The 12,748-nt window shown below is 44.2% G+C and carries 13 protein-coding genes; 1 reads left to right on the top strand and 12 read right to left on the bottom strand.

Translation table 11 applies throughout. The features are described from left to right. Positions 1-18 precede the first annotated feature (18 nt). The 3 genes from CCVT_RS02880 to CCVT_RS02870 all read right to left on the bottom strand — a co-directional run bounded on the left by CCVT_RS02880 (position 19) and on the right by CCVT_RS02870 (position 1,913). Positions 19-909, bottom strand: coding sequence for a glutamate--tRNA ligase family protein (locus CCVT_RS02880; RefSeq protein WP_018136820.1), 891 nt, complete (start codon positions 907-909; stop codon positions 19-21). Continuing rightward, on the bottom strand, positions 887-1,132 hold the full coding sequence (locus CCVT_RS02875) for an RNA recognition motif domain-containing protein (protein ID WP_026175503.1): 246 nt from the start codon (positions 1,130-1,132) through the stop codon (positions 887-889). The genes CCVT_RS02880 and CCVT_RS02875 overlap by 23 nt, the downstream gene beginning before the upstream one ends. Before the next feature lie 223 nt (positions 1,133-1,355). Next, entirely contained in the window at positions 1,356-1,913 is a 558-nt protein-coding gene (locus CCVT_RS02870; RefSeq protein WP_018136822.1) for a DJ-1 family glyoxalase III, read from the bottom strand. An 88-nt stretch (positions 1,914-2,001) separates the two neighbouring features. On the opposite strand from CCVT_RS02870, the gene CCVT_RS10025 reads away from it, so the two are divergent. Further along, on the top strand, positions 2,002-2,259 hold the full coding sequence (locus CCVT_RS10025) for a SelT/SelW/SelH family (seleno)protein (RefSeq protein WP_257784762.1): 258 nt from the start codon (positions 2,002-2,004) through the stop codon (positions 2,257-2,259). A gap of 12 nt (positions 2,260-2,271) precedes the next feature. Here the strand turns inward: CCVT_RS10025 and CCVT_RS02860 are convergent, their stop codons facing one another. The 9 genes from CCVT_RS02860 to pheS all read right to left on the bottom strand — a co-directional run bounded on the left by CCVT_RS02860 (position 2,272) and on the right by pheS (position 12,746). Continuing rightward, positions 2,272-2,901 carry a DUF4304 domain-containing protein gene (locus CCVT_RS02860; protein WP_018136824.1) on the bottom strand — a complete coding sequence of 210 codons (630 nt, stop codon included), beginning with the start codon at positions 2,899-2,901 and terminating at the stop codon, positions 2,272-2,274. Positions 2,902-2,934: 33 nt separating this feature from the next. After that, positions 2,935-3,498, bottom strand: coding sequence for an elongation factor P (gene efp / locus CCVT_RS02855; RefSeq protein ID WP_009650064.1), 564 nt, complete (start codon positions 3,496-3,498; stop codon positions 2,935-2,937). Positions 3,499-3,523: 25 nt separating this feature from the next. Continuing rightward, the gene (gene serA / locus CCVT_RS02850) at positions 3,524-5,101 is read right to left on the bottom strand and encodes a phosphoglycerate dehydrogenase (RefSeq protein WP_018136825.1); all 1,578 of its coding nucleotides are present in this window, start codon (positions 5,099-5,101) and stop codon (positions 3,524-3,526) included. Further along, positions 5,098-5,580: a hypothetical protein gene (locus tag CCVT_RS02845; protein ID WP_018136826.1), complete on the bottom strand. Its 483-nt coding sequence runs from the start codon at positions 5,578-5,580 to the stop codon at positions 5,098-5,100. The genes serA and CCVT_RS02845 overlap by 4 nt, the downstream gene beginning before the upstream one ends. 3 nt (positions 5,581-5,583) lie before the next feature. Continuing rightward, a complete protein-coding gene (locus tag CCVT_RS02840; RefSeq protein ID WP_018136827.1) occupies positions 5,584-7,257 on the bottom strand; it encodes a 30S ribosomal protein S1 in 1,674 nt (557 codons plus the stop codon). A gap of 78 nt (positions 7,258-7,335) precedes the next feature. Next, positions 7,336-8,160: a 4-hydroxy-3-methylbut-2-enyl diphosphate reductase gene (locus CCVT_RS02835; protein ID WP_018136828.1), complete on the bottom strand. Its 825-nt coding sequence runs from the start codon at positions 8,158-8,160 to the stop codon at positions 7,336-7,338. Beyond that, positions 8,150-9,424 (bottom strand): 3-phosphoshikimate 1-carboxyvinyltransferase, encoded by a 1,275-nt coding sequence (aroA, locus tag CCVT_RS02830; protein ID WP_018136829.1) that lies wholly within the window; start codon positions 9,422-9,424, stop codon positions 8,150-8,152. Before aroA ends, CCVT_RS02835 begins: the two co-directional genes overlap by 11 nt. Next, positions 9,421-11,757, bottom strand: coding sequence for a phenylalanine--tRNA ligase subunit beta (gene pheT / locus CCVT_RS02825; RefSeq protein WP_018136830.1), 2,337 nt, complete (start codon positions 11,755-11,757; stop codon positions 9,421-9,423). The genes aroA and pheT overlap by 4 nt, the downstream gene beginning before the upstream one ends. Next, entirely contained in the window at positions 11,754-12,746 is a 993-nt protein-coding gene (gene pheS / locus CCVT_RS02820; protein WP_018136831.1) for a phenylalanine--tRNA ligase subunit alpha, read from the bottom strand. The genes pheT and pheS overlap by 4 nt, the downstream gene beginning before the upstream one ends. Between the last annotated feature and the right edge of the window lie 2 nt (positions 12,747-12,748).

Below are 12,748 nucleotides of genomic sequence, written 5' to 3'. Positions count from 1 at the left end.
GGTAGCGAAATTTAACTTTTAGAGGGCTTGTATTTTGCTTTGAGAAATTTTAAATTCGTAGGCTAAATTTGATAGTTTGTCGCAACAAAGCGGGTTTAGTGCGAGCCGATCGGCTACTATCTTGTAGTAAAATTTCGCCCCGTTTTTAAAGTCGATCGCAGGAGCATTCGATGATTTGGATAGCTTTTTGTCCCCGTCCATGAAAAGGGCGTGGTGGATAAAATTTGCATTTTGAAATTTATAACCTAAGCGCCTTGATAGATAAATTTGAGCCTGCGTGCAGCCCAGTAGATCCTCTCCTCTAACTACGAAATTTACACCAAGAAGCTCGTCGTCCACGACGCTAGCTAGGTTGTAAGCGGGAGTGTCATCCTTTTTATAAAGCATGAAATCGCCTAAATTTTCACCGACCTCACGGCCAAGCTCGTCGCTGCTATCGACTAAAATTTTAAGCGAAGTGAGCCCTTTTGTGAATTTTAAATTTTTATACCTGCAAAGACCTTGATAAATGCCGTTTTTATAGGCATTTGGCGTATGCTTTGAGCACTCACAAGCGTAAATTTCACCCTTTAAGCCGTCAAGCGCTTTTTTATATTCGTTCAGTCTGAATTTAAAGCTGAATTTGGCTTCAAACTGAGCTAAATTCCTAGCTCCGCCGTCATAATCAAGCTGTAAAAATTCGAGCACGTCAAAGATATTTTGCACGAATTCGCGCCTATATCTGCCAATATCGTAGTCATCGATGCGTAAATTTAAAAAGCCACCCTTTGCACGAGTAAAGAGATAGGTCAGCAAGAAGTTGTAAACATTGCCAAGATGAAGGTAGCCGCTTGGTGTGGGGGCTATACGTGAGATGATGCCGCCAAAGCTTGACGGCAGGGTGATTTTACTCTTTCGGGCGAGCTTCATTTACTCTTAGAGTGCGTCCGCCCAGTTCCTTATCATTAAGCGCGTCGATAGCTCTTTGACCCTCGTTCGCGTCGTCCATTTCAACAAATCCAAAACCTTTTGAGCGATTTGTATCGCGATCTTTAACGATTTTTGCACGCTTTACCTCGCCAAACTGCGCAAAAGCTTCCTTCAACTCTGCCTCTGTCATACGATATGACAAATTTCCTACATAAATATTCACAGGAACATTCCCTTAAAAAAATTTCCGAATTATTCGGTTATTGAAATGATACCTAAATTTTGAGCAAAAAAGCTATGAAATTTTATTTTTACGATAAAATTTTTAAAAAATAAACCTTAAAAGTTATATATCACCGTAAAAATCGAAGTCGCACTCCAGTTTAAAAACTAAATTCAAAGCCCTTTTTTAAATCAAAATTTTAAAATGTGTAATTACATATTTTTTATAAACTATGATAAAGCAATCCGTCTCTAACGCTCTCATACGAGCTTGTGCCGTTTAGCTCTTTGACGATCTCAAGGGCAAATTCCATAGCAGTTGCAGGTCCTCTAGATGTCATTATGTTATGATCGCAGATCACGTTTTTATCACTGATGTAGCCATTTTTATCGGCTCTCACGTTTGTCTCGAAGCCGGGATAACAAGTAAAAGCGTCTTTTAAAACACCCGCTTTTGCCAATGCCATCGGTGCGGCACAGATCGCGCAGATTAGCTTGCCGTTATCATCAAAGCGTCTTAGAATTTCACCAAGCTCCTTGCTGTCTGCTAAATTTTGTGCACCGGGTAGTCCTCCGGGAAGCACGATAGCATCGAGCTCTATCTCTCTTAGCTCGCTAAGTAGCAGATCGACTTTCACGCTAACGCCGTGAGATCCGACCACCAAAGCCCTATCAAGCCCTACACACAAAGCGTCTATGTCGGCTCTCCTTAAAATATCCACAACGCTCAAAGCCTCTATTTCCTCAAAACCGTTAGCAAAAATCACCGCAACTCTTTTCATTTTTCACTCCTTAAATTTTTCTAATTATACTGCTCGTTAATAAATTTATGCTAATATCAAGGCCTATCTCAAAAGAAAGGAAAGAGCGATGCACGTAAAAATCATTTACTGCAACTCTTGAAACTATCGTCCGGTAGCTTCTCGTGTAGAAGATGAGATAAAAAAGAATTTCGGCGATGCAAGAGTTGATTTAGTCATTGGAGACGGTGGAAATTTTATCGTCGAAGTTGATGGCGACGTGATATTTTCAAAAAAAGATCGAATCGGTAACGATGAGGCGAGATTTCCTCACGGCGAAGAGATCACAAGGCTTATCAATAAGCATCTAGGGCGCAAGACAGCTTGATTTCAAGGTCGGCTAGTCCGACCTTTTTACCATTTCATTAAAATTTACCTTTTCTAGCCCATATTTTTCGAGCATTTTATTTATCTTATTTTCAAAAATTTGCCATCTTGCTTCATTTCCGTATTTTGCATGAAGCTTCCAGCTTTGTTCTATGAAATTTTTCTCATTTTTGGTTGCTAAAAGGTATTCAAAAATCGTATCTATCAAATTTAGCCCACCCTTAGCTAATAAAATTTTCACAAGATCATCGGCGTTTTTTATCTCGTCAAAGAATTTGATCGCTAAATTCAGATCCTGCGTCAGCTTTTTGCCAAGCTCGCTTACGTCGGTATTTTGATCGATAAAGTATCCATCTTTTTCTTTGAGGATAGCCGAGATCCTCTCTCTAAAATGACACTCATACTCTTTGGGGTAAAGACGCGCATTTTTACCAAGCGTGGTGTCAAAAATCGACGCATAAACTCCGCAGTTGATGTAAAATTTAGTCTCAAAAGGCGAATTTGTGCTACTTTTTTGAAAATTTATGGTGAAGATGAGTTCGTTTTGCTTTTTGAAAAAGTTAAGACCTTTTTTAGTAAAGCCATTTTCTTTAAGCAGGGGTTTAGCGGTCTGCTTTATGAGAGTTTCAAAAATTTCTTTCATTAAAGCTTGGCGATCCGACGACCGCCAAATCGCTTATTTGTTCGCGCGCTCAATGTATTCGCCACGGACGGTATCTACGCGGATGACCTCGCCTTCTAGCACGTGAAACGGTATCTGCACGACCGCACCGCTTTCAAGCGTGGCAGGCTTTTTACCGCCTTGCGTATCGCCCTTGAAATTTGGCGGAGTCTCGACGATCTTTAGCTCCACGACCTGCGGCACCTCAACACCGATCGCCTTACCATTGTGAAATAAAATCTCGACCATCATGCCATCAATCATCCATTTTTTCACATCACCCACGTCCTCATCGCTGATCGCCACTTGCTCGTAAGTAGTCGTATCCATGAACTGGCAAAATTCGCCGTCGTCGTAAAGATACTGCATTTCTTTTTCTTCAAGATGCGGCTGCTCGCATTTGTCGCCGGCGTGGAAGGTCTTTTCAAGCACCTTGCCGTCTACGAAAGATTTGATCTTCGCACGCACGAAAGCCGCGCCCTTGCCCGGTTTTACGTGCTGATATTCGACGATCTTATACGGAACGCCCTCTATCTCTATCTTTAAGCCCTTTTTTAAATCGCCCATTGAATAAGCCATTGTTTTTCCTTTCGAAATTTAAATTTTAAATAACTGCGTATTGCGCCCAAACGCACGTATCAAGCGCATTTAGTTTCGCAAGCGTCTCTTTGCTGATGTTTTCATCGACCAAGATGACAGCAAGCGCCATACCATTATCGCCTCTGCCAAGGCGGAAATCTGCGATATTTATCTTCTCGTCCGCCAAAATTTTACTGATCTGCGCGATGACACCCGGCACGTCGTGGTTTTTAAAGATTATCATCTTTCCTTTTGGCTTGAAGTCTGTTTTAAAGCCGTTTATACCGACTATTCGTTGCTCGGTCTCTCCAAAGACCGTGCCGCTTATCGTCGTCACGTCACTTTCGGTCGTTATTTTGACTGAAATTTTGTTGTTATATCCGCTTTGAGGAACGATGATAGCTTCGTTTGCTATGCCTTTTTCATCGCATATAAATTTAGCATTTACATAGTTTATCGCGTCACCAAGGCTCTCTTTGAGCACTCCAACGAGTGCGAAAGTGAGCATGGAATTTGCAAATTCGCCTATTTGTCCCTCAGCCTCGATACGAATGGCCTTGATCTCCTTTTTGTTTATCTGCGCACCCAAAAAGGCCATCTTGCTTACTAGATCTACATAAGGCTCGATAAAAGGCGGTAGGTCTTCCGTTTTTATCGGTAAATTTAGAGCGTTTGGATAGCTGATGGCTCGCGCTGCGCTGATGGCTTGCTCGACCGCTTCGACCGCGATATTGCGCTGAGACTCCAGTGTATTTGCTCCAAGATGCGGCGTAACACTCACATTATCAAGCTCAAGTAGCGGGTGACTGGTCGCAGGCTCTTTTGTAAAAACGTCGATACCGGCAAAAGCCACTTTGCCGCTTTTTAGCGCCTCTTCAAGAGCCTCTTCGTTATAAAGGCCGCCGCGAGCGCAGTTTATCAACCTCACACCGTCTTTCATCTTGGCTATCTCGTCGCGCCCTATCATATTTGTCGTCTCTTTAGTCTTTGGCGTATGAATAGTGATAAAATCGCATTTTAAGATATCGTCGAAATTTTTAGTGTAAGTGCCGCCCATATCGATGACCTTTGAGGGATCGATATATGGGTCATAAGCAACGATATTCATACCAAAGGCCTTTGCGCGTGCGGCGACGCGAGAGCCGATGTTTCCAAAGCCTATGATGCCTAGCGTTTTGTTAAAAAGCTCGACCCCATACCATTTTTCGCGTTTCCAAATTCTGTTCAGCTTCAGGTCGTTGTGTGCGTATTCAAGCGATCTGGCAGCCGCCAGCATGTGAGCCATCGTAAGCTCAACCGCAGCGATAGTGTTTGCCGTAGGCACGTTCATAGCGATTATGCCGCGTCTTGAACAGCCGTCTATATCGACATTATCTACGCCTACTCCCGCTCTAACGATAGCCTTTAGCTTTTTACCGGCATTTAAAAAAGCTTCGTTCACCTCGGTCGAGCTTCTGGTTATAGCAACATCGGCTTCGCCTAGGATTTTCAAAAGCTCATCTTTAGGAACGTTTACGGCGTCGATTATCTTAATATCTTCCTCTTTTTTAAGTAGCTCGAAGCCAACGGGGTGTATGGCATCGCAAACGATGATGGTTTTCATAGTTTTACCTCTCTTACACTTGAGTGAATATCATAAACTCGAAGCTGCAATATTATATTTTGAAGCAGTTTCGAGTCCTCCGTATTTAGGAAAATTTGGCTCTTTGTGCCGTCTTTTACGACCGTAAAATCGACATCGGTGCTTTTTAGCGTCTGCATGAGACAAAACATCGAATAAATATCGTTTTTGTCTATCAAGAGCTCATAGGCGGTGATCTTTGGTTTTTCGATTTTAGGCTGATTATACTCGATAAAAATTTCATTTACCGGCAAGACGTAGTCTTTCTTGCCGACAGCAGCCAGCTCGCTCATCCAGCTACTTTTTTCTTTTTTATTATCGGTAAAATTTTGTTCGTTTTTAAAAACGACTCTAGAAGCCGGGTCGGAATTTAAATTTGCATATCTAAACAAAAAAATCCCTACCGCTCCAAGAGTTACAAGCAAAAGGATAACGACGGCCAAAAGAGCATGTCTACCCATTTATTACTGCAATTGTTCCTTGATGATATCGCCAAGCGTAACCTTGTCGTTATCGTTTATCTCGTTTAGTACTTCGCGCTCTTTTTGTTTAGCCAAGCGGCGGATACTTAGACGAATTCTGTTTTTCTTCTCATCGATAAAGGCTATCGCCGCCTCTATCTCGTCGCCTATTTTTAGGCTCTGGGCATCAACGCTGCCAAGGTCTTCTTTGCGGATGAGCGCATCGACATTATCGCCAAGCTCGACGAATACGCCAAAGTCTTTGATATCGCGGATAGTGCCTTTTACGATGTCGCCTACGTTGAATTTATTGGCAAATTCTTGAACCGGACTTTGTTTTAGATCCTTGAGGCTAAGCGAAATTTTCTGCTCGGCGTTGTCTATCTTGATGATCTTGACCTCGACCTCGTCGCCTGGTTTGAACATATCTTTACATTTGTCGTTTCTATCCCAAGAGGCGTCTTCGTTATGGAGCAAGCCTTCTACGCAGTCGATACGGATGAATGCACCAAAATTCGTGACTGTGGTGACTACGCCTTTTACTACATCGCCCTCTTTAAATTTAGCCTTAAATTCGTCAAACGGCTTTGGAAGTAAATTTTTAAGGCTCACTCTTAGGCGATGTCCCTTTGCGTCGATCTCGATGACCTCGACATCGATCTCTTGACCTTCGCTGATGTGATCTTTTGGGTTTTTAATATTTTTATCCCATGAAATTTCAGATATGTGTAAAAATCCCTCTATATCGTTGCCTAGATCGACGAAAGCTCCGTAAGGCTCGATGTTACTTACGATAACTTTTATAGTGTCTCCTACTTCCAGGCCGTCGCTTAATATCTCTTCCCAAGGATCAGGCATCGCTGCCTTGATAGATAAAGACAGATGGCGTTTTTCATTATCGTAGCTGATAACTTTTACCAAGACTTTATCGCCTTCGTTGTAAAGAGAGCTTGGATTTACCGGTCCTTTGTAGCTTATCTCGCTGTAATGAACGAGTCCGTCAACACCGCCCACATCGACAAACATACCATAAGTCGTGATCTTTTTGATAGTTCCCTCTATCACATCAGCGTTATCGACGATATTTGCTAATGCCTCTTTGCGCTTCTTACGGTCATCGTCTAAAATTTTCTTACGTGATACGACGATGCTGTTTTCGTCTTTATCGACTTTTATCACTCTTACTTTGTAAGATTTGCCGACTACGTCGTTTGCATTTTTAAACCCACTTTGAGTTTTAGGCAGGAAGAATTCTACTCCGTTTGCATCTTGGGCGACGAATCCGCCTTTATTTTTATTGACGATCTTAACGTCTATCTCACCAGAATTTTCAGGATCGTAAGCCTCGATAAAGGCCTTGACTTTCTCTTTCTTAAGCGCTTTTTTATGTGAAACGATAGGCCTTCCGCCCCTTGATCCGGTTATCGCTACCTTGATAGTATCGCCAACCTTATACATCAAGTCGCCATTTGCGTCGGTTATCTCGGAAATATTTAAAATCCCCTCTGATTTTTTACCGACGTTTACCAAAACCTCGTCACCTTTGATATCGACGATCACACCGTCGCTATCCTCTTCAGTCTTTTTGAAAGACTCCTCTAACATTGCAGCAAAATCGATATCTTCGATATCCTCGTCTTTTGCTTTGCTTAGTTGAACGCTCTTGTTCACAGCCATCTTGATCCTTTTGTGTTTTTTCTTGCCTAGGGCAAAGTATTTTATTATATTTAAAACTCGCTTATTTGAGGTTGAATTTTAAAATTTCTCTATCACGTCGACGACTTTTTGTATGATCCAGTCAGGCGTGCTCGCTCCCGCACTTATACCACATAAATTCTTGCCCTCAAACCAGCTTTTCTCGACTTCGTGTTCGCTCTCTATCAGGTAGCTGTCCTCGCAGAAATTTTTAGATATCAGATAAAGCTGCTTTGTATTAGAGCTATTTTTACCACCGATGACTATCATCACATCGGCTCTTTTGGCTAAATTTTTGACCGCCTCCTGGTTCTCAAAGGTCGCGTTGCAGATAGTATTGAAAACTCGCACCTCTTTTACGCGTAACATCAAGTAGTTCGCTATTTGTATAAATTTTTCGACTTTACGAGTCGTTTGACTGACGAGTGCTACTTTTTGTCTGAATTTCACTCCCTCAAGTTCGCTCTCATCAAGCACGACATAAACCTTTCCGCTGGCATAGGACTTCACGCCTTTGACCTCGGGATGATTTTCATCGCCAAATATCACGACATCGTATCCCGCATTGCTCATATCCTCACAAATTTGCTGCGGCTTGGTCACGAACGGGCAAGTGGCGTCTATGACTTTGATATCGGTCTTTTTAAGCTCGGCCAGATCGCTTTTCGTGATGCCGTGAGTGCGTATGATGGCCTTTTTCTCGTCCTTTAGCTCATTTATGCCGTTGAGAGTCTTGACATTGAAATTCGTAGCTAGGCGGTTTATCTCTTCGTTATTATGTATGAGAGGTCCGATAGTAGCGGCATCGCCTGCATTTTCGGCTATCTTTATGGCGCGCTTTACCCCAAAGCAAAAGCCGTAGCTACTAGCAAGCTCAATCTTCAACGCTAGCACCTATTTTTCGAAGTATCGAGATAAAATTTGGAAACGATGTCGCGATAAATTCACTTTTTTCGATTATCATCCCGCATTTTAGTCCCAGCACCGCAAAGCTCATCGCTATACGATGATCGCCGTGACTGTCGATGATAGCGCAGCTAGCATCGCAGCCGCTCACTTCAAAGCCGTCTTCAAGTTCTCGCGCCGTTACGCCGCATTTTTTAAGTCCGGCTACCGTTACGGCGATGCGATCGCACTCTTTGACACGAAGCTCCTTTGCGTTTTTTAGCACGCTGGTGCCCTTTGCGTTTGCAAAAGCAATGGCGAGTGCGGGCGCCTCATCGATGAGCCAAGATATATTTTCGCTCACCTCTACGGCATTCAGCGCGGCGTATCTTATTTCGATATCGCCGATACTTTCGTATTTGCCGGATATCTCTTTGAATTTTATGCCCGCGCCCATTTTTTGTAAAATTTTATATGCCTCGATGCGCGTTTCGTTTAAAAGCACATTTCTTAGCACGATATGAGAATTTGGTATGATGCATGCGGCGACGGCAAAGAAAAATGCAGAGCTGGGATCGTTTGGTACGTCTATATCAAGTGGCGCTAGCGGCGCATCCATAGGCTCAAGAGCTATACTGGCGCCTTGCGTCTTTATCTTTGCGCCCATGCCTCTTAGCATACGCTCCGTGTGATCGCGACTAAGCTCTGGCTCTGAAAATTCGCAGCCATTTGAATAAAGTGCAGCGAGCAAAAGTGCGCTTTTTACCTGCGCGGAGGCCACCGGGCTATCATATTTAAAACGCTCTAGCTTTTTGCCGCGTATGCAAAGAGGTGCGGTATTTGCCTCGTTTGCGCCGTCTATCTTGGCTCCGACCGCCACTAGCGGCTTAGCCACGCGCGCCATCGGGCGACGATTTAGATATTTGTCTCCGCTTAAAACGAAAAAGCCCTCTTGAGCCGCTAAAAGCCCCATAAAAAGGCGCATCGCAGTGCCGGAATTCCCGCATTCCAAAACTACGTCAGGCTCAAGGATTTTCTCCGGCGGGGTGATGATGAGCTCCTCGCCCCTCTCCTGGATCTGCGCGCCTAAAGCCTTCACGATGTCTAGCGTATTTAGCGTATCGCCGGCTTTTAGATAGTTTCTAACGTGCGATGGTTTATTGCTAAGTAGTGAAAATATCGCACATCTATGAGAGATCGATTTATCGGCGGCTATGCGCGAGAGCTCGGCGTTTATAGGCTCGTTTAGTATACGAACTTTCATCTGATACCGATATTTAGCTTCGTCTTGAGCTCGCTTAAAATTTTATCCATCAAGACGCCGACCTCTTCGTCTTCAAGGGTCTTGTCCATATCCTGAAATGTGAATTTAAGGCTCACGCTGGCAGAATTTTCCAGTCCGGCCCCACGATAGATATCTACCGGCAAAAATTCTTTGAGCTCTTTTAAATTTAGCCCTCTTATGCACTCATAAATTTTTGCAAATTCAAACCCGTCAGGCACGATCAGGCTAAGATCACGACTGATACTTGGGAATTTCGAGTAAGGTTTAGCCTCTATCTTATTAAATTTCATAGCTTCAAAATCTATTTCGCAGATATATGTCTTTGGCAGATCGTGCGAATTTTGCACCTTGATATCCACACGTCCCATGTAGCCGATCTTTTCGCCGTTTTGGCAGATGATCGCCTGCTCATAAGGGCTAAGATACAAGATCTTATCATCAGGAAGCAGCATAAATTTACCTATCACGTTTTGCACCATCGAGGCAAATACGTAAAAGCCCGCCTCCTCGCCCTTTGCACCATTTATCAGCGAAGGCTCTTTGGCCTGTCCGCAAAGCGCAAAGCCCACGCGCAAGCTCTCTTTGCCATTTTCATCGAAAACCTCACCAAGTTCGAACAGCTTGACCGATTTTTTAGAATTTTTGATATTTCGCTCGCATGAGTTTAAGAGGTGATTGACAAGCGTCGGTCTAAGCGTATTTAGCTCGTTGTTTATCGGATTTAATATCGCTACTTTGCAAGGGGCAAATCCAAGCTTGCCAAGCTCCTCAAGACTGTCAAAAACATAATGCACACTCTCGAAAAACCCGCAGTCCGCAGCTTTACGCCTTAAATTTAGAGAATTTTTATATTTTATATAAGTAGGTGTGAGTCTGTTTTGCTCGGCGAAGACTAACGGCGTGGGGGCGATGTTGTCGATGCCCACTATCCGCACTATCTCTTCGCAGATATCGTGTAGGTTTAAGATATCGTGGCGAAACGACGGCGCTTTTACGTTTATACTCTCTTGCTCGACATTCACGCCCACTTCAAAACCAAGCTTCTTTAAAATTTTAACGACATCGTTGCGAGCGACCTCTTGGCCTATCATATTTTTAAGCTCGTTTAAAGAGACATTGATAGTAACGGGCTCTTTGCGCAAGATAGAATGCTGCGACCCTGCGTAAAGGCCCACAGCGTCCTTGTAGTTAGAAAGCCTTTTGAAAAAATAATCCGCTCCGTAGGCTAAATTTGGCTCGCTACCACGGCTGGAGCGATAAATTTGATCTCCGTGAGGTAGGTCTTTGTCCTCGCCTATGATCCTTGCAATGACCGACGGCTCGGTGTAGTTAGCCTCCAAAACGATCAGCTTCGAGCTCTCGTCCACCCTGCCCTCGTCGCTTTGATAGATCCCTGCCACTCCTAAATTTTTATCCCCGCAAAATACGACGCACTCGCCGTTTTTGCCATTTTTGATATCAAACATTATGCGTTCGTCGTCGCTACCAAGCTTCGCAAAGTCATACGCTCTAAAAAGCACTCCCGTGCAGTAGCTCATATAATCAAGCAACCTCTCGATGATGCCCTCTTTTTTGCAATCTATGAGAGCAAGCCTCATGCGCGTGAGTAAATTCTCGCTTATGGTGCTTTTTATCTCGAACGCTCGGTATAAAAACGAGCCTCTTACGCCGTCCTCCGCGCGCACGGAGACGATCCTGCCGATGCCAAGCAGATTGTCGGCGTCTTCGTAAAGCAGGTTGTCGCGAAGGTTTAGGTCAAGCGCCGCGCAAATTTCGCGCGCGACGCCGTGCATGCTTTGGCAGTCGCCTCTGTTTGCCGTAACGTCGATCTCGATTATGATGTCCTTAAAAACGTCGAATTCGTTGAGGCTGACGCCTAGTTTTAAATTTCCCACGCTTTCATCAAGCGGTAAAATTCCGTCATTTACTTTGACCATGCCAAGCTCGGCAGAAGAGCATATCATGCCGCAACTCTCGACTCCACGAAGCTTGGCTTTTTTGATTTCAAGGCCGTTTGGCATCACAGTGCCTATGAGTGCAACCGGTACGAACTGCCCTGCCTCTACGTTTTTAGCTCCGCATACGATTTGCAGCGTCTCTTTGCCCACATCGACTTGGCAGACGTTTAGCTTATCGGCGTCCGGGTGCTTTTCTTTGTTTTTGACATATCCTACGACGATGCTATCTGGCAGCTTTATCTCTTTATAGCTATCAACCTCAAGCCCGATAGAATTTAACGTTTTTAAAAGCTTCTCGCCACTTATCTCGCTAATGTCTACCCATTCGTTCAACCAGTGTTTTGATATTATCATTTAAATTGCTCCAATAGTCTTAAATCCCCCTCAAACAGCGATCTTAGATCAGGCACTCTGTGAAGCAACATCGCAAAGCGCTCCACGCCAAGTCCAAACGCATATCCGCTCACGTTTTTATAGCCGACCGCGTTAAAGACGTTTGGATCGACTACGCCGCATCCTAGTACCTCCAGCCAGCCTGTTTGTTTGCAGACCCTGCACCCATCGCCGTGGCAGAAAATGCAGCTGATATCGACCTCTGCGCTTGGCTCCGTGAAAGGGAAAAAGCTAGGACGAAAACGCACTTCGACATCACCGAACATGTATTTTAAAAATTGCTCAAGCATGCTTTTTAAATTTGCAAAGCTGACCTTATCGCCATCCTCGACTACGAGTCCCTCGACTTGATGAAACATCGGCGTATGCGTAAGGTCCATGTCGCGTCTAAACACCGTCCCGGGCGCTATCATGCGAATAGGCGGCTTGTTTGCGAGCATCGTTCGCACCTGCACGGGGCTGGTGTGTGTGCGCAAAAGCCTGAAATCATTTAGATAAAACGTATCTTGCATATCGCGCGCAGGGTGATATTTGGGCAAATTCAGCGCCTCGAAGTTGTGAAAATCATCCTCTATCAAAGGTCCGGTCTCGAGCGAGAAATTTTGCATCATGAAGTATTCGATTATCCTATCCATCGTCGCCATCACGGGGTGCAAAGCGCCGCTTGCTACGGGCTCGTTAAAAAGCGTTATATCAACGGCCTCGCTTTTCATCTTTGAAGCGATCTCAAGTGCAGAGAGCTCTGTCTTTTTGGCCTCTATTAGCGCCGCCAGATCGTCTCTTTGTCTGTTTAGATTCGCCGCAAATTCCTTTTTCTCGTCTTCAGGCATGGATTTTAGCTTTGCAAAACCTTCCGCCAAGACGCCCTTTTTGCCGAAAATTTCAACACGAATCTTCTCAAGCTCGCTAAGTGCGGGGCATTTGTTTATCTTTTCTATGAATTCTTGCAATT

Source organism: Campylobacter curvus (genome assembly GCF_013372125.1).
GTDB classification, from domain to species: domain Bacteria; phylum Campylobacterota; class Campylobacteria; order Campylobacterales; family Campylobacteraceae; genus Campylobacter_A; species Campylobacter_A curvus.
This window is presented reverse-complemented; position numbering and strand designations above follow the sequence as displayed.